At 62.1% G+C, this 17,187-nt stretch carries 16 protein-coding genes; 12 read left to right on the forward strand and 4 right to left on the reverse strand.

Annotation, left to right across the window (positions count from 1 at the left end; translation table 11 throughout):
- The first annotated feature begins 135 nt into the window (after nucleotides 1–135).
- Both PSQ40_RS09955 and PSQ40_RS09960 read left to right on the forward strand, forming a co-directional pair.
- The gene (locus PSQ40_RS09955; RefSeq protein ID WP_273951237.1) at nucleotides 136–921 is read left to right on the forward strand and encodes an ABC transporter substrate-binding protein; all 786 of its coding nucleotides are present in this window, start codon (nucleotides 136–138) and stop codon (nucleotides 919–921) included.
- Nucleotide 922: 1 nt separating this feature from the next.
- Nucleotides 923–2,218 carry a GGDEF domain-containing protein gene (locus tag PSQ40_RS09960; RefSeq protein WP_273951238.1) on the forward strand — a complete coding sequence of 432 codons (1,296 nt, stop codon included), beginning with the start codon at nucleotides 923–925 and terminating at the stop codon, nucleotides 2,216–2,218.
- Between the two features lie 128 nt (nucleotides 2,219–2,346).
- On the opposite strand, the gene PSQ40_RS09965 is transcribed toward PSQ40_RS09960, so the two are convergent.
- From PSQ40_RS09965 to PSQ40_RS09980, 4 genes are all read right to left on the reverse strand, one after another.
- Nucleotides 2,347–2,775, reverse strand: coding sequence for an organic hydroperoxide resistance protein (locus PSQ40_RS09965; protein ID WP_273925077.1), 429 nt, complete (start codon nucleotides 2,773–2,775; stop codon nucleotides 2,347–2,349).
- Nucleotides 2,776–2,831: 56 nt separating this feature from the next.
- Entirely contained in the window at nucleotides 2,832–3,311 is a 480-nt protein-coding gene (locus tag PSQ40_RS09970) for a MarR family winged helix-turn-helix transcriptional regulator (protein ID WP_273951239.1), read from the reverse strand.
- Nucleotides 3,312–3,519: 208 nt separating this feature from the next.
- Nucleotides 3,520–4,347, reverse strand: coding sequence for a crotonase/enoyl-CoA hydratase family protein (locus PSQ40_RS09975; protein WP_273951240.1), 828 nt, complete (start codon nucleotides 4,345–4,347; stop codon nucleotides 3,520–3,522).
- 117 nt (nucleotides 4,348–4,464) lie between these two features.
- A complete protein-coding gene (locus tag PSQ40_RS09980; protein WP_273951241.1) occupies nucleotides 4,465–5,313 on the reverse strand; it encodes a 3-hydroxybutyryl-CoA dehydrogenase in 849 nt (282 codons plus the stop codon).
- Between the two features lie 145 nt (nucleotides 5,314–5,458).
- On the opposite strand from PSQ40_RS09980, the gene PSQ40_RS09985 reads away from it, so the two are divergent.
- The 10 genes from PSQ40_RS09985 to PSQ40_RS10030 all read left to right on the forward strand — a co-directional run bounded on the left by PSQ40_RS09985 (nucleotide 5,459) and on the right by PSQ40_RS10030 (nucleotide 17,179).
- Nucleotides 5,459–7,048 carry a GMC family oxidoreductase gene (locus tag PSQ40_RS09985; protein ID WP_273951242.1) on the forward strand — a complete coding sequence of 530 codons (1,590 nt, stop codon included), beginning with the start codon at nucleotides 5,459–5,461 and terminating at the stop codon, nucleotides 7,046–7,048.
- 103 nt (nucleotides 7,049–7,151) lie between these two features.
- Nucleotides 7,152–9,056: a YhgE/Pip family protein gene (locus PSQ40_RS09990; RefSeq protein ID WP_273951243.1), complete on the forward strand. Its 1,905-nt coding sequence runs from the start codon at nucleotides 7,152–7,154 to the stop codon at nucleotides 9,054–9,056.
- A gap of 520 nt (nucleotides 9,057–9,576) precedes the next feature.
- Nucleotides 9,577–9,972 carry a MarR family EPS-associated transcriptional regulator gene (locus PSQ40_RS09995; protein ID WP_273951244.1) on the forward strand — a complete coding sequence of 132 codons (396 nt, stop codon included), beginning with the start codon at nucleotides 9,577–9,579 and terminating at the stop codon, nucleotides 9,970–9,972.
- Between the two features lie 232 nt (nucleotides 9,973–10,204).
- Nucleotides 10,205–11,197 (forward strand): FAD-binding oxidoreductase, encoded by a 993-nt coding sequence (locus tag PSQ40_RS10000; RefSeq protein WP_273951733.1) that lies wholly within the window; start codon nucleotides 10,205–10,207, stop codon nucleotides 11,195–11,197.
- A 30-nt stretch (nucleotides 11,198–11,227) separates the two neighbouring features.
- A complete protein-coding gene (gene rfbF / locus PSQ40_RS10005) occupies nucleotides 11,228–12,001 on the forward strand; it encodes a glucose-1-phosphate cytidylyltransferase (RefSeq protein ID WP_273951246.1) in 774 nt (257 codons plus the stop codon).
- On the forward strand, nucleotides 11,983–13,077 hold the full coding sequence (gene rfbG, locus PSQ40_RS10010; RefSeq protein WP_273951247.1) for a CDP-glucose 4,6-dehydratase: 1,095 nt from the start codon (nucleotides 11,983–11,985) through the stop codon (nucleotides 13,075–13,077). The genes rfbF and rfbG overlap by 19 nt, the downstream gene beginning before the upstream one ends.
- Nucleotides 13,074–14,426 carry a lipopolysaccharide biosynthesis protein RfbH gene (gene rfbH / locus PSQ40_RS10015; protein WP_273951248.1) on the forward strand — a complete coding sequence of 451 codons (1,353 nt, stop codon included), beginning with the start codon at nucleotides 13,074–13,076 and terminating at the stop codon, nucleotides 14,424–14,426. Before rfbG ends, rfbH begins: the two co-directional genes overlap by 4 nt.
- Nucleotides 14,426–15,280, forward strand: a complete 855-nt coding sequence (locus PSQ40_RS10020; protein ID WP_273951250.1) for a transketolase — start codon at nucleotides 14,426–14,428, stop codon at nucleotides 15,278–15,280. The genes rfbH and PSQ40_RS10020 overlap by 1 nt, the downstream gene beginning before the upstream one ends.
- The gene (locus PSQ40_RS10025) at nucleotides 15,277–16,191 is read left to right on the forward strand and encodes a transketolase family protein (RefSeq protein ID WP_273951252.1); all 915 of its coding nucleotides are present in this window, start codon (nucleotides 15,277–15,279) and stop codon (nucleotides 16,189–16,191) included. Before PSQ40_RS10020 ends, PSQ40_RS10025 begins: the two co-directional genes overlap by 4 nt.
- The gene (locus tag PSQ40_RS10030; RefSeq protein ID WP_273951253.1) at nucleotides 16,169–17,179 is read left to right on the forward strand and encodes an NAD-dependent epimerase/dehydratase family protein; all 1,011 of its coding nucleotides are present in this window, start codon (nucleotides 16,169–16,171) and stop codon (nucleotides 17,177–17,179) included. The genes PSQ40_RS10025 and PSQ40_RS10030 overlap by 23 nt, the downstream gene beginning before the upstream one ends.
- The last annotated feature ends 8 nt before the right edge of the window (nucleotides 17,180–17,187 follow it).

Genomic DNA, 17,187 nt, shown 5'->3' on the forward strand with positions numbered 1-17,187 from the left:
AGCCAGGGCCCTGTTTGATGGCTGTCGCATGGGTGACAATCTGCGGAGGTTGAGGGAAATGTATCCACATGTAAACAAGTTCGACGCATACTGTCTCACCGCGCTGACCCCTTCTTTTTTGTGCTGAACTGTGACTTGATTCGCCGTTGGACCGGCGGCCTGCGGGCCTGGCCTGGTCGCCTCATGGGCCTGCTGTTGTCGTGCTCGCTGGGCACTGTGGCCGCCGGGCCCACAGGGTCGCCTGGCGCCAGCGAGGTGGTGCGCATGGGCATCCTGGGCAACTCGCCGCCCATGTCCTTTCGCAATGCCGAGGGCGAGTACAGCGGCTACAGCATCGACATGGCCCGCGCCGTCTGCCGCGAGCTGAACTGGCACTGCCAGTGGGTGCCCACGACGATCAGCGCGGTCATGGACGAACTCAAACAAGGCCAGGTGGATGTGGCAGCGATGAGCCTGCTGTCCACCCCCGAGCGGCGCGCCCAGATCCTTTTGGCGCGCCCCTACTACACCTCGATTTCGGCCTGGGTGGCCCGCCATGGTGTGGCCCTGGATGCGCCGGGCACGCGGGTGGCGGTGGTGCAGGGGTCGGCCCAGGCGCGCTTTGCGCAGACCCGGTCGTGGAAAGCGGTGGAAGTCGGCACCCACGCCGAGCTGGCGCAGGCCCTGGCCCAGGGCCGCGCCGATGGCCTGCTGGCACCCATGATGTCGGTGGTGGGCTTGATGGCCCAGCCGCCCTTGCAAGGCCTGGGGCTCAATGTGCAACCCCGCCGCGAGCCCGAACTGACCGGGGCCGCGTCGTTTGGCATCAGCCCCTTGCGGCCCGAACTCAAACCCTTGATCGACGGGGCGCTGGAGCGCCTGGAGCGCAACGGGGTCTACGACAAGATCAACTCGCGCTACCTGCCGTTCAAGGTGAACTGAGATGTCGCGGCCTCGGCGCAACACCCGCTCCATCTGGTTTTTTTCGCTGGCGGCCGCGCTGTTTGTGCTGCTGTACTTGGGCACCTCTTGGTTGATTGACCACCAGCAGCAGCAGGTGCTGGCCGCCACCCAGCGCATGCAAGAGCGCACCGTGCCCGAGATCGTGCGCCTGCAGCGCCTGGGCCGCAACCTGGAGCAGATGCGGCACGCCGGTGAGCAGGTGCTGGCCCTGGCCCCGGCGTCGCAGCGGCAAAGCACCTTGCTGCTGCTCAACCTGGTCAGCCACCACCCCAGCCTGCAGGCGCACCCGCAGGCGGCGCCGCTGGCCGAGCAGGTGTTCCATTTCCTGACCGAAGCCGACGCCGCCCTGAGCCGCGACCCGTCCAGCGTGGCCGATTGGCGTCAGCGCTGGCAGCCACTGGCGCGTCAGCTCAGTCAACTGGCCGACGAGGTCATGACCCAGGCGGCCCATTTGATGAGCGAGGACCTCGACCGCCTCTCCAAGGTGGTGAGCCGCGCGCGGCTGCAGTTGTTGCTGTCGATGCTCCTGGTCGGCGGCTTCAGCCTGGCGTTGTTGGCCAGCCTGCACCGCCAAATCTTGCAGCCGCTGCGGCAGATCCATCAGGTGTTGCTGGCGCTGAACCAGCATGGCCGGGTGCCCGAGCTGCCGCAATCCCGGGTCATGGAAGTGCGCTCGGTGGAGTCGGCGATCACCGCTTTGCAGCAGGCCATGCGGGAGAACGAATCGGTGCGCCAGCAATTGGAGTTTCAGGCCCACCATGATGCCTTGACCGAGTTGCCGAACCGCCGCTTCTTCATGGACCAGGCGCAGCGCCTGACCCAGTCCTTGCAGGCCTCGGGCGGTGTCGCCGTGGTGGGCATGGCGGATCTGGATTTCTTCAAGCGCGTCAATGACGAGCACAGCCACGCGGCGGGTGACGATGTGCTGCGCCAGTGTGCCCACATCCTGCGCGCCGCCTTGCGCGCCGACGACCTGGTGTGCCGCTATGGCGGTGAGGAGTTTGCGTTCTTGCTGCCCCACGCCAGCCCCGAGCTGGGCCACGCGCTGGCCGAGCGCCTGCGGCACAACCTGGCCGCGCATGTGTTTTCACTCGGCGGCGGTGCGGTGCTGCCGCCCATGACCGTCAGCGTGGGGCTGGCCCCGTTGGGCCCCGATGGGTTGGAGAAGGCCTTGGCCGAGGCCGATCAGGCGCTTTACCAGGCCAAAAAGGGCGGCCGCAACCAGGTGGTGCTGCACCCGGCACCGGCCTCCGCCGTGGCGACCGCTGCGGCTTGAGCACCCAGGCCAGCACGCGCCCCAAGCCAAACAGCCCACGGGCCAGGGGCCGGTGGGCTGTGGTCACGCTGGGGGCGCGCCACCGCCGTAGGCGGGCTGGGCCCGCCGACGGGGAGTGCGCAGGTCGCTCAGGCCAGGGTCAGGGTGACTTCGATGTTGCCGCGGGTGGCGTTCGAGTAGGGGCACACGCCGTGGGCCTTGTTCACCAGGTCCTGGGCCACAGCGCGGTCCATGCCGGGCAGGCTGATGGTCAGGTGGGCTTCGATGCCAAAGCCGGCCGGGATGGCGCCAATGCCCACCTTGGCTTGGATCGAGGCGTCAGCCGGCACGGCGATCTTGGCGGCACCGGCGACGTGCTTGAGCGCGCCCATGAAGCAAGCCGAGTAGCCGGCAGCGAACAGCTGCTCCGGGTTGGTGGCGCCACCGGCACCGCCCAGTTCCTTCGGCGGGGCCAGCTTGACGTCCAGCAGGCCATCGGCACTGATGGCGCGGCCATCGCGGCCACCGGTGGAGGTGACGTCAGCGGTGTACAGAACTTTTTCGATCTTGGTGGTCATGGTGCTTCCTTCAGGTTGATGCCCGCATGGCGGGACAGGGGGGTACAGGGTGAATGTCAGGCCGACGCCAGTCGGTGTCGCAAGGCCTGCAATTGGTGGGTCAGGCTTTGCAGTTCGGGCAGGCTGCACTGGCTGGCCGCCAGCACGCAGGGGGGGATGGCCTCGGCGCGTTGGCGCAGGGCGCGGCCCTGGGCGCTGAGCGTCAGGCGCACCCGGCGTTCGTCGTGGGCGTCGCGCAGGCGGCTCAGCAGGCCGGCGCCCTCGAGGCGCTTGAGCAGCGGGGTCAGCGTGCCGGAGTCCAGGAACAGGCGCTCGCCCAGCTCGGACACCGTCAGGCCGTCGCGCTCCCACAGCACCAGCATCACCAGGTACTGCGGGTAGGTCAGCCCGATCTCGTCGAGCAGGGGCTTGTAGAGCTTGGTCATGGCCAGTGAGGCCGAGTACAGCGCAAAGCACACCTGGTTGTCCAGCTGCAGCATGGCGGGGCTGGGACCATCCATCGGCTGGGCTGAGGTGGGGGTGGGCTGCGTTGTCATGGGGTGAATTGTGGCGATCAATTTAATTGTGTGCAATTTAATTGCGAAAAACCATTTTCGACGAAGGGCTGCTGGCCGCGTGAATGGCGCGCCGCGCTGCGGTCTGGCAAGCCCGGCCCCTTCCCACGCGCAGGGGCCAGTCAGTCCGGGCTGGGCGGCCATGGCTGCGGGCCTGTTCCAGCGGCGGGGCCGAGGTGGTCGGCGGCGGTCAGCGCCCCACGAAGCGGGCCGCGCGCTTCTCGATGAAGGACTGCACCCCTTCGCGCGCATCCTCGCTGCGGGACAGGCGCTGCTGGGTTTCGATGAACTCGTGCATGGCCACCATCGGTCCGTGTTCGACGGCCTTCAGCGCGTTGAGGCGGGTCGCCACGACGGCCAGCGGGGCCTGCTCGGCAATCGCCTGCGCCAGCGCCAGGGCGGTGTCCAGTTGCTGGCCCGCGGGGACCACCTTCTGCACAAAGTTCAGGCGCAGGGCCTCGGCGGCCCCGAACTCATCGCCGGTCAACAGGTGCAGCAAGGCGTTGCCCAGGCCGGCGCGCTCGGCCATGCGCAGGGTGGCACCACCGGTGGCCATGATGCCGCGCTTGACCTCGAGTTGGGCAAAGCGGCAGTCGTCGGCAGCGACCACCAGATCGGCCGCCAGCATCAGCTCGATGCCCACGGTGAAGGTGATGCCCTGCACGGCGACCACCAGGGGCTTGGTGCGGCGCCGGTAGCCGGGGGTGCCCAGGTCGTTGGGCTCGACCAGGCCCAGCGGGATGGCGCGCTCGCCACGCTGCATCAGCGGTGCGATGGTCGGCAGGTCCAGCCCAGCGGTGAAGTGCGCGCCAAACGCATGCAGCACCCCCACGCGCAGCGCGGGGTCCTCGTCGAGCCGGGTGTAGGCCTCGGCCAGCTCGCGGTACATGCGGGGCGTGAAGCCGTTGCGCTTGGCGGGGCGGTTGATGCCGATCAGCAGCACGGCGCCACGCACTTCGGTGACGATGCAGCCCTCGGGCGGGGCGGGGGGCAGGGGGGAGTTGGGGGTGTCGGTCATGCCGACCATGCTAGGCCGGTGAACCCGGCGCCGCTTTCACCGAGGTGACATCGGGCGGCGCCGCGGCGGGGCGGCTTGGGGCCGCTGCCCCCGGGGCCGCCCTGGCCCCGGTGGGGCTCAGTAGGCGTAGACGCCGTGGCCGGTCTTGCGGCCCAGGCGGCCGGCCGCGACCATTTCGCGCAGCAACGGGCAGGGGCGGTACTTGCTGTCGCCGTATTCCTTGAGGTAGACCTCCATCACGGCCAGGCACACATCCAGGCCGATCATGTCGGCCAGGGCCAGCGGGCCGATGGGCTGGTTGCAGCCCAGCTTCATGCCGGCGTCGATGTCCTCGGCGGTGGCCAGGCCTTCGGCCAGCACAAAGAAGGCCTCGTTGATCATCGGCACCAGGATGCGGTTGACCACAAAGCCCGGTGCGTTCTTGACCGTGATCGGGCTCTTGCCCAGCGCCAGGGCCAGGGCCTTGACCGCGTCGTGCGTGGCATCGCTGGTTTGCAGGCCACGGATGATCTCGACCAGGGCCATCATCGGCACCGGGTTGAAGAAGTGCATGCCGATGAAGCGGTCAGCGCGCGAGGTGGCGGCCGCCAGCTGGGTGATCGAGATCGACGAGGTGTTGGACGCCAGGATCACCTCGGGGGCCAGCAGCGCGTCGACCTGCTGCAGGATCTTGACCTTGAGGGCGTGGTTCTCGGTGGCGGCTTCGATCACGATCTGGGCTTGCTTGAGCAGTTCGTAGTCGGTGCCCCCCTGGATGCGGGCCAGGGCCGCGTCCTTGTCGGCGGCGGTGATCTTTTCTTTCTTGATCAGGCGGTCCAGGCTGCCGGCGACGGTGGCCAGGCCCTTTTGCACGGCGGCCTCGGCGATGTCCACCATCACCACCTTCAGGCCCGCGACCGCGCAAGCCTGCGCGATGCCGTTGCCCATGGTGCCGGCGCCAATGATGCCCACAGTCTGAATGCTCATAAACAGTGCTCCTCGTGATGAATCTGTATCAATGGGGCGATTGTTATCGAAAACCCGGGGGGCCATGTGCCCGTTTCAGGCAGGTGCGCGACAGCGGGGCGATCACGGGCCTGCTACAACAGGCCTCCTTGCGGAAAGGCAAACCATGTTCGATTACCTGGTGATCGGTGGCGGTTCGGCGGGCTGTGTGCTGGCCGGGCGTTTGAGTGAGGACCCCGCTGTGCGCGTGGCCCTGCTGGAGGCGGGGCCCGCCGACACCAGCCCCCTGGTGCATTGCCCCGGGGGCATCGCCGGCATTGCTCGGTTTGGCTTGCTGGGGTGGGACCAGCACACCACGCCGCAGCCAGGCCTCAACGGCCGGCGTGGTTACCAGCCGCGCGGCAAGGTGCTGGGCGGTGGCAGCTCGGTCAACGCGATGGTCTATGTGCGCGGCCAAGCCGCGGACTACGAGGCCTGGGCCCAGGCCGGCAACCCGGGCTGGGGCTGGGCCGATGTGCTGCCGTACTTCAAGCGCGCCGAGGACAACGCGCGCGGCGCCGACCCCTGGCATGGCCAGGGCGGTCCGCTGCATGTGATGGACTTGATGTCGCCCCACCCGGTGAGCACCACCTTTGTCGAGGCCGCGGTGCAGGCGGGCCACCGCGCCAACCGCGACTTCAATGGCGCCGACCAGGAAGGCGTGGGCCGGTACCAGGTCACGCACCGCGCGGGCGAGCGCTTCAGCGCCGCCAAGGCCTACCTCACCCCCCACCTGGGCCGCCCCAACCTGCAGGTGATCACGGGCGCCCGGGCCAGCCGCATCCTCTTTGAGGGTCGGCGCGCGGTCGGGGTGGCCTACCTGCAAGGGGGGCAGGAACACCGGCTGATGGCCTCGCGCGAGGTGCTGCTCAGCGCCGGGGCCTTGCTGTCGCCGCAGTTGCTGATGCTGTCGGGCGTGGGCGCGGGGGCCGAGCTGCAGGCGCTGGGACTGCCGGTGCTGCACGACCTGCCGGGCGTGGGCCGGCACCTGCACGACCACCCCGATGTGGTGCAGGTGATGGACACGCCGCAGCGCAAAGACCTGTTCGGGGTCTCGCTCACCGGCCTGGCCCGCATCGCCCAAGGGGCCTGGCAGTGGCAGCGCCAACGGCGTGGCCTGCTGACCACCAACTTCGCCGAGGCTGGGGGCTTCATCCGCAGCCAGCCCAGCGAGCCCGCCCCCGACCTGCAACTGCATTTCGTCATCGGCAAGCTGGCCGACCATGGGCGTCAGACGGTGTTGGGCCACGGCTACTCCTGCCACGTCTGTGTGCTGCAGCCGCAAAGCCGCGGGTCGGTGCGACTGGCCAGCCCCGACCCGCAGGACCTGCCCCTGGTCGACCCCAACTTCCTGGCCGAGCGCGCCGATGTGGACCGCCTGGTGCGCGGCGTGCAGCGCCTGCGCGAGATCCTGGCCCAACCGGCCCTGGCCACCTTGGGCGGGCGCCCCGGGTCCGACGCGGCCCGTGCGCAAAGCCCGACCGAGATCGAGCAGTGGGTGCGCCAGCACGCCGACACCATCTACCACCCCGTGGGCAGCTGTCGCATGGGCCCGGGCCCGCTGGATGTGGTGGACGCTGCCTTGCGGGTGCACGGCCTGCAGGGCCTGCGTGTGGTGGACGCGTCGGTCATGCCGCGCATCGTGAGCGGCAACACCAACGCGCCCACCATCATGCTGGCCGAGAAGGCGGTGGACCTGATCCGCGCCGGGCGCTGAGCCCGCGCGGGCCCGGGGCTTGGCCCCCGTGCTGCAAAGGTGGGCCGGCGTTGTTAAAGTCGCGTTCCTTGAGGCCTCAGCGCTCGCCGCGTCCTACCTCCCTATGCTTCATTACCTGCGCGATCTGGTGCGTGGCACCGTGGCCATTGCCGGGGCCGAGCTCGCCCTGCTGCGCCGATTCCCACGCACCTGGCTGGCCATCCTGGCGGTGGGGCTGGTGCCGGCCCTGTATTCCTTGATTTACCTGACCAGTGTCTGGGACCCGAACGGCCACACCGGTGAACTGCCCGTGGGCCTGGTCAACGAGGACCAGGGCATCCACTACATGGGGCGCCACGCCAATGTCGGTGCCGAGCTGAGCCAGATCCTGCTGGAGCGACCGGCCTTTGGCTTCCGCGCCATGGCCCACCCCGAGGAGGCCCGTCAGGCGGTGCGCCGCGGTGAGCTGGCTTTTGCCCTGTTGATCCCGCCCAACTTCAGTGCCAACGCGGTGCCCGGCATCGAGCGGGGGGCGGGCGAGCTGGTCATCTACACCTCCGAGGGCAACAACTACAGCTCCGCCGGGCTGGCCCGGCGCTTTGCCTCCGAGGTCGGTCACCAGGTCAATGAGATGCTCAATGAACAGCGGTGGGCCCTGGTGCTGGACACCGCCTCCAGCTCACAAGACCGCCTGACCCAGCTGCGCCGCGCGCTGGCGCAGCTGCGTGACGGTGCCCACACCCTGTCCACGGGCAGCCGGCGCTACAGCGACGCCGCCAGCCAGGTGGGCGAAGGCTTCAAAGAGGTCAATGGCGGCATCCGCCACCTGGCCTCGCACCTGCCGCCGCCCGCCGACCTGAAGGCGCTGCGCAGCGGGGCCCAGCAGCTCAGTGCCGGTCAGCGCGAGCTGGGCAGTGGCCTGTCGCAGATCGGCCATGGCCTGGACCAGCTCGACACCGGCGCCGGGCAGTTGTTGACCGGGGCGCGCCAGATGCAGAGCGAGACTGAGTCGATCTGGCTGGTGGGCGACCGCGTGTCCGCCGGGGCCGGCCAGCTGGCCGATGGCGCCAGCCACCTCCAACAGGGCCTGCAACAGGCCCGCAGCGCCAACCGCCAGGCCCAGCTGGGCAACCAGCAACTGCAGACCGGAGCGGTGGCGTTGGAGAGCGGCGTGGTGCAGTTGACCGACGGCTTGCAGACCCTGGGCGACGGGGTGCAGAAGATGAGCAGCAAGCTGCCCAGCGACCGCCAGCTGGACGAGTTCAGTGACGCCGGGGTGCAGTTGGCACACGGCGCCCAGCGCCTGCTGCTGGGCCTGCAGACCGTGGAGGCGGCGCTGCCCCGTGCCATCACCCGGCTCGAAGGCAATGCCTCGGGGCTGGCCGAATCGGTGGCGCCCCAGGTGCAGGTCGACGCGCCCGTGGCCAACAACGGTGTCGCCTTCATCCCCAACATGGTGTCGGTGGCGCTGTGGATCGGTGCCGTCATGGCGGGCTACCTGTTCAACATGGGCCTGGTGCTGCACGAGCACGACCGCTACCCGCGCCTGGCCAAGGCGCTGGGCAAGATGGTGCTGCCCGCCGCGGTGGTCTTGTTGCAGGTGGCCTGGGTCGAGCTGGCCCTGCTGTTCGTGCTCGATGTGCGGGCCCCGCGGGTGGCGGGGCTGGGCGTGACCATGGCTTTGGCGGCGGTGGTCTTCCTGGCCGTGCTGTCCGCGGTGGTGCAGGTGTTTGGTGACTTCGGCCGCATCCTGTCGGTGCTGCTGTTGACGCTGCAGCTGTCGGCCGGGGGCGGTGTGCTGCCCGTCGAATTGTCGGCGGGCTTTTTCCGCGCGGTGCACGACTGGCTGCCTTTCAGCTGGGTCGTCCAGGCCTTCCGTGCGGTGCTGTTTGGCGCCTACGACCAGGGCTGGGGCCACGCCTGTGCGATGGTCGTGCTGTCGGGGCTGGTGGCCGTGGCGCTGATGGCCCTGTTCGGCCGCTGGGGCCGCGTGGGGCTGGACGCCTACCAGCCCACGGTCAAGCTCTGAGCCGGGTCAGCCCCGGAAGCGCTTGCGCGTCAGTTCGAAGACGCGCACTTCGCCACCTTACTCCTGTGCTCATGCGACGCCCCCCGCAGCCACAGGCTTGCGATGACCACCTGCTGCGCATGTCCCATAGGCCGGGCGACCCGTTTTCAGTCAACCCTGAGGGCTCTTTGACCCGGCGACTGGCAAATACCGTCATTCACCGCGACTTTGCGCTGCATGCGAGCAGCAGGCAGCATCGCTTGAATGGGGCGCCTCCGCCGGTCACAGGTTAAAAAAGTGATCCAGCCACAGTGGGGACAAGCGCCTGCACCTGTTCGTCGTCCTTTTGCTCAACCGCCCTCCCGCGGCGAGGGGCTGACCAGCTGGACTACAATTGTTTGAAAATTAAACAACGGTCCTCACTGGCCAATCAGTCATGAGCCCGCGAAGGCGAGTAATGGCATCACCCGCAACTCTGCCTCTCATTTTTGCGGGTGCTGCCACACCGCACTCCTCCCGCAAGTCAAGCCCGCCCAGACGCATGAGCACTCGCCGCCAATATTCGAACGACGACACCCTGTTTTGGACGCTCAAAGCGCTTCAAGACAATCCGGGAGCTACTCAACGAGCTTTGGCCAAAGAGGTGGGTATCAACGTCAGCACCATCCATTTTTGCCTGAAGGCGCTGGCTGAAAAAGGCTGGATCAAAGTCAGCAACTTCAGCAAAAGCCCAAATAAGTTAGGTTATGCCTACCTGCTTACGCCCACAGGGGTGTCTGAAAAAGCGGCGCTGACACACCGTTTCTTGCAGCGCAAGATAGCGGAATACGACAAGTTACGCGAAGAGATTGAAGCGTTGCAACGCCAAGTTGACCAGCCCTTTTCGCCCTTGATCAACGACGCGGGATCGTCGGCACCGACCCAGGAACCTCAATGATCCAAGACAAGCGCGTCCTCCCATGCGGAGGGTTGAGCCTGAGCTCAGGGCGGCTGTCACACAACGGCTTTGCCAAACAGTCTCTGCGTTGGACAGACCATGACAGTCTGTCGAGCTTGGCCGTGACGGAAAGCATTGTTATGCGGGGATTCGTGATGGCTTCGATGGGAAAAATGGCGTGCCTGGATGCGGCGCATGGGCGATTGAAATCACTGTGAGGTCAAGCTTGGCTGTGTCAATTATTCAGTTAACCAACGGGCGCGAGTTCTCTGCCGCCCCGGGCGTCTCCATATTGGATGCAGCCTTATCTGCCAAGATTTCTTTGCCCTACAGTTGTAAAAGCGGCCGTTGTAGTGCCTGCAAAGCACAGGTTCAGGGCGGTCGTACTCGCCCTCTTATTGTCGAAACAGGGCTCACGCCGGACGAGTTGCAAGCTGGCTGGATTCTGACCTGTGCTCGTGAGGTTGAATCCGATATCACGTTGGATGCTGATGATTTGGGGGGTATCGAATTACCCCACCCAAGAACCTTGCCATGCCGCATTGCGCATTTGGAACATCTTGCGTCGGATGTGCTTCAAGTGAAGCTTCGTTTGCCGCCGACGGCAGATTTTGCATACATGCCCGGTCAATACATTGATGTCATTGGCCCCGGTGGTCACCGTCGCAGTTACTCCTTGGCCAGGGCCTGCTCAGCCGATAAGCAGCTTGAATTGCACATTCGTGCAGTTGAGGGAGGGGTGATGAGTCAGTATTGGTTTGCTCAGGCAAAGGTGAATGACCTGCTGCGCCTTCATGGTCCCCTTGGAACGTTTTTTCTGCGTGAAACAGCTGGTGTGGACCTCGTTTTCATGGCGACCGGCACAGGATTTGCTCCCGTTAAGGCGATGCTGGAATCACTGAATGATCTTGCGGCTGATCTACAGCCTCGTTCGGTGACTTTGTTTTGGGGTGGCCGGAAAATAGAGGATCTCTATGCTGATCCTGTCCGAATGTCGACTGGGCACGTCTATGTTCCTGTGTTATCTCGCGCCCCCGAGGATTGGACAGGGGCCAGAGGTTATGTTCAGTCCGAACTGCTCAAGAAAATGCCTGAGTTAGCTCGCGTTGCAGTGTATGCGTGTGGCTCCGATGCCATGATTCGCAGCGCCAAAATTCAACTTGAGGCTGCCGGCTTACAAGCTCGACGGTTTTATGCAGATGCCTTTGTGAGTTCTGGTAATTAATTTTTAAGATTTTAATCTAGGTAACTAAAAATGAAAGCAGTCATTCTTGCTGGGGGGCTGGGGACACGTCTGAGTGAAGAGACTTCCACGCGTCCAAAGCCAATGGTAGAGATTGGTGGTAAGCCCATTTTGTGGCACATCATGAAAATGTACTCCCATCACGGGATTAATGATTTCATTATTTGCTGTGGTTATAAGGGATATTTGATTAAAGAGTATTTTGCCAACTACTTTTTGCACATGTCCGATGTCACTTTTGACATGCATGCCAATAGCATGCATGTCCACGAAAAGCGCGCCGATCCTTGGAAAGTTACCTTGGTTGATACAGGTGAAAAGTCCATGACAGGAGGCCGCTTGCGTCGGGTGGCTGATTATGTTAAGGACGATGAAGCCTTCTGCTTCACGTATGGTGACGGTGTTGGTGACAATGACATTGCTGCCACCGTTGCTTTCCATCGCAGTCATGGTAAGGCTGCGACCCTGACCGCGACCTACCCGCCAGGCCGCTTTGGGGCATTGGATATCAAAAACGGACAGGTACTCAGTTTTAAGGAAAAGCCGCGTGGTGATGGCGCCTTGGTCAACGGTGGCTTTTTTGTGTTATCTCCTAAAGTTTTATCTTTGTTGGAGAATGATGGCACCATCTGGGAGCAAGAACCTCTTGGTAAATTGGCCGAAGCAGGTGAGCTAATGGCATACCCGCATTATGGTTTTTGGCAGCCCATGGATACCCTGCATGACAAAACGACGCTGGAGAGCATGTGGTCCAGTGGCAGCGCCCCATGGAAAAAGTGGGATTGATGATGGCTGCCATCACCACAGTCGATCCAGCGTTTTGGAAAGGCAAGCGAGTTTTTCTCACTGGGCACACTGGCTTCAAGGGAGGCTGGTTGAGTCTCTGGCTGCAATCCATGGAGGTGAACCTACACGGATTTGCGCTGCCGCCGCCGACATCGCCAGCGCTTTTTGATGTTGCTGACGTGGGCGCTGGTATGCACAGCACGGTGGGTGATATTCGTGATTACGCGGCCGTTTTGGCTGCGATGCAGGCCTGTAGGCCTGACATCGTCATTCACATGGCAGCGCAGCCATTGGTACGCTACTCCTATCAAGCGCCTGTGGAGACCTATGCAACCAATGTCATGGGCACCGTCCATGTGCTGGAAGCTGCTCGGCAAATTGGTACCGTCAAAGCGATCGTCAATATAACTACCGATAAATGCTACGAGAATCGCGAGTGGGTATGGGGTTATCGTGAGATTGAGCCCATGGGCGGGCATGACCCGTACTCCAGCAGCAAAGGCTGCGCCGAACTGGTCAGTTCTGCGTATAGACAATCTTTTCTCAAAGATGCCGGTATTGCGATGGCCACAGCCCGCGCGGGCAATGTCATAGGCGGCGGCGATTGGGCGCATGACCGGTTGGTGCCAGACGTATTGCAAGCGCTCCAAGCCAAGATGCCAGTGCTTATCAGAAATCCGCACGCCATACGTCCGTGGCAGCATGTGCTTGAGCCCCTCTCTGGTTATCTTTTGCTGGCGCAGAGTCTCTACACTCATGGGCAGACGGATGCTGAAGCCTGGAACTTCGGCCCTACAGAAGAAGATGCACGTCCTGTCCAGTGGATTGTAGAGAGGTTGTGTCAGGCTTGGGGTGTTGGTGCGACTTGGTCGCTCCAGCCTGGCAACCACCCTCACGAAGCGCACTATTTAAAGCTAGATATTTCCAAAGCGCGGCAGCGTCTTCATTGGGCACCGCGTTGGTCGCTCGAGGCGGCATTGCATCAAATAACATCATGGCACCAAGCTTGGCTCAATCGTCAGGATATGCGTGCGATGTGTTTAGAACAAATATCTCAATACGAAATAAATCAATGACTGCTACGATTGTCAACTTCCAACCTAAACTTGACTTGCTCCGTAGTCAAATCAGCGAACTAGTACAACAGTTTGCCGAGATCGCATGCGCGCAAAAACCCTTCGTGCCTGGTGAGACACCGGTGCCTGTTTCTGGCAAGGTCATTGGTGCAGCTGAACTAAAGAACATGGTCGATGCATCACTGGATGGTTGGCTGACTACAGGTCGTTTCAACGCTATGTTTGAAGCGCGGCTCGCCGAATTCCTGGGTGTCAAGCATCTGATCACAGTCAATTCGGGCTCCTCGGCCAACTTGGTGGCTTTTTCTACGCTGACCAGTGCTAAATTGGGTGATCGGGCCATCAAGCCTGGTGATGAGGTCATTGGCGTGGCTGCAGGTTTCCCCACCACCGTCAATCCCATCATCCAATTTGGCGCTGTTCCTGTTTTTGTGGATGTAGAGCTGTCAACGCACAACATCGATGCTGACAAAATAGAGGCGGCCATCACACCTAAAACCAAGGCAATCATGCTTGCCCACAGTATGGGCAATCCATTCAATCTCGATGTTGTGATGGCTTTGTGCAAAAAGTACAAGCTGTGGTTGGTCGAAGATTGTTGTGATGCCTTGGGTGCGACCTATAAAAATCAAATGGTGGGTACTTTTGGTGATATTGCAACCTTGAGTTTTTATCCCGCACACCATATCACCATGGGTGAGGGCGGTGCGGTATTCACTAACAACTCTGAGCTTAAGTTGATTGCCGAATCGTTTCGCGATTGGGGGCGGGATTGTTATTGCCCGCCTGGCAAGGATAATACCTGTGACAAGCGTTTTTGCTGGACTAAGAAACAGTTGGGCGGTGATCTGCCTGACGGCTATGACCACAAATACACTTACAGCCACTTGGGCTACAACCTTAAGATCACCGACATGCAGGCAGCCTGCGCGTTGGCGCAGATGGATCGGTTGGAAGAATTCATTGCAAAGCGTCGTTCCAATTTTGCTTACTTGAAAGCCCGCTTGGCCAGTTGTGCAGATTTTCTGCAGTTGCCCGAAGCGACGCCGAACTCCAATCCATCTTGGTTTGGCTTCCCATTGATCGTCAGAGAAGAGTCTGGTGTTAAACGCAGTGATCTGATCAATTATTTGGAGCAAAACAAAATTGGTACACGTCTTTTGTTTGCTGGAAACCTAACAAAGCAGCCCTATATGGTTGAGCGAAATTGCCGCGTCAGTGGTGAATTGGTTAACACCGACGTGGTGATGAATCAGACTTTCTGGCTTGGTACTTTCCCGGCGTTAGAGAGAGATCATCTGGACTATATCGTCAGCAAGTTGGAGGAGTTCTTTGGAGTTAATTTCTGATGACTGCTGTCACGATGCCGTGCGGTGACGCTCGCGCTGATCGCCGCTTTGAACCCGCTCGCATGCGACGCACTGTGCTGCAAATGGCCTATGCTGGTGCTGCCGTTCACATTGGTTGCGCGTTTTCGATCACAGAGTTGCTCTCTGTGCTGTACCGAAACCATTTGCGATATCCAGGTAACGATCCTCGCGCTGAGGGGCGAGACTATTTGGTCCTGAGCAAAGGGCACGGGGTCATGGCTCAGTATGCCTGTATGCATGAGCTGGGGTGGCTGCAGGATTCGCATATCCTGGGCTATTTTGCTGACGGCAGCGAACTGAAAGGTTTGTCTGACTCCCGCGTTGCGGGTTTAGAAGTAACCTCCGGCTCTCTCGGCCACGGATTTTCCGTTGGGATCGGTATCGCGATGGGACTGCAACGGCAGAGGACTGATCAAAAGGTTTACGCGATCGTCGGTGATGGCGAGCTTAATGAAGGACCCATCTGGGAGGGAGCGTTGGTCGCTGCGCACCATCGAATTGATAATCTGATGTTGATTGTTGATAAAAACGGTTTTCAGGCGATGGGCTCAACCGATGACGTGCTGGCGCTTGGCGATTTGTCTGCCAAGTTCGTGAGTTTCGGCTTCGAGACGCTCGAGGTTGACGGTCACGACGAAGTTGCGATCGATGCTGCGATACGTCAACTGTGGGAACTCAGTCCGGGCAAACCGAAGGCTTTGATTGCACGCACTGTCAAGGGTAAGGGGGTGCCTTTCATGGAGTCTGACAACCGCTGGCATTACACGCGTCTTGACGCCAAGACCCTCGCCGATGCGGTTGATGCGCTTGGGCTCACTGGAGAATCAAGTTGAGAGAAGCGTTTTCCAACGCGCTGGTGCGCCTGGCGCTGGCTGACCCCAAAGTGCTGTTGCTGACCGGTGATCATGGCTATGCCCTGTTTGATGAGTTTCGCAAGCGCTGCCCAGACCAGTACATCAACGCCGGCATTGCAGAGCAAAACATGGTGGGGATGGCCGCTGGCTTGGCTCGGGTCGGTTTTAGACCTTTTGTGTACGGCTTGGCTGCTTTTGTGCCGATTCGCACCTTAGAGCAGATCAAGCTCGACATTGCCCATGACGACCTGCCAGTGGTCTTGGTCGGAGACGGTGCAGGTTTTGTGTACAGCCACTTGGGAACCAGCCACCAATCGACCGAGGACATTGCTTGCACCCGTGCAATCCCTGGCCTGGAAGTTCTGTCACCAGCCGACCGTTTTGAGATGACGGCCTGCATGGAGCGCGCTTATGCTGCCAAGCAAGCGGTCTATCTTCGCATGGGCAAGTCTGACTGCGGCGACGTGCATGCTCAAACGATCCCAGAGCTGAAGGCTGGTGGGCTTGTGCAGGTCCTTCTGGGTCGTTCCGATCGTCCTGGTCTGATTGCGACTGGCTCCATGGTGCGCGTTGCTGTGGACATTGCCCAAAGGCTGAACCTCTCTGTCTGGAGTGCGCCTGTTCTAAAGCCGTTTTTGTCCGACGATGTTTGCGCAGCAGCTCGCGCGACCACCGGCTTGGTGACATTGGAGGAGCACTCCGTGCTTGGTGGTCTCGGTGCGGCGGTGACTGAAATCACCAGCGAGCAACAGCCGACAAGAGTGCTTCGCATCGGCGTGCAGGACCGCTTCTCCAAATACTGTGGAACCTACGACTATTTGTTGAGGGAGCACGGGTTGGATCGCAGTGCCGTGGCACGGAGGATTGATGATTTCGTCGCGTCTTTCTGAACCGGTTAATCTCAGCGGTCAGCGGGTCTTTGTCACTGGGGGAACCGGTTTCGTCGGTCGTTGCCTGCTGGACTACTTTCTGGAATCAGCGCAAGCGCACGGCGCCGAGTTTGAGGTGTCCGTCTTGACTCGTTCGCCGCAAGCCTTTCTGAGGCGACATCCAAAGTACTCGGGGCAGTCCTGGCTGCGATTCGAAGAAGGCAGTTTGGATCGTTTGCCAGCTCCGGTTTGCGGGCGGTTCACCTGCGTGCTTCATGCTGCTGCGCAGACCCATACCGACATTCTGCCGCTCCGTTGGTTGGACCAACTGGTCCAAGGCACGCGTCATGTATTGGACTTCGCAGTAGCTTCAGGCGCTCAGCGTTTTCTGTTGGTCAGTTCCGGCGCGGCTTATGGTCCCATGCCTGAAGACCTAGCAAGTCTGCGCGAAGATGCGCCGTTCGCGCCAGTGACGCTGGATTTGAAGTCCGTGTACGGTCAGGGTAAGCGAATGGCAGAGCATCTGTGCGCGCTCTACGGTCAACAGTTTGGGATGGCTTGCGTGGTCGCTCGCTGCTTCGCGTTGATCAGTGAGCACATGCCGATGGACGGTCCTTACGCTGCCGGTAACTTCGTGCGAGACGCGCTTGCGGGTGAAGATATCGAGGTTCAGGGTGATGGCCGTGCCGTGCGCACCTACTTGTATGGTCGCGACGCGGCCCACTGGCTGACCCGTCTCATGTGTGACGGGGAAGCCGGTCAGATCTACAACGTCGGTTCGGATGCGGCTGTCAGCATCCTGGAACTGGCGCAGGCTGTTGCTGCGCAGGTGTCGCCGCCGGTGGATGTGCGCGTGCTGAAGCAGATTGCGCCCGGACCCAGAAGTCGATACGTCCCTGACGTTGAGAAGGCTGGGCGCCTGGGACTGAGGGTGGAAACCTCCTTGGCCGAGGCCATTGCGGCAACGATGCAGGCCAACGCCAATGACGCCTTGTTGCCTCAGTACTGAACCTGCGT

The sequence above is a fragment of the Curvibacter cyanobacteriorum genome (genome assembly GCF_028649475.1).
GTDB lineage: Bacteria > Pseudomonadota > Gammaproteobacteria > Burkholderiales > Burkholderiaceae_C > Curvibacter > Curvibacter cyanobacteriorum.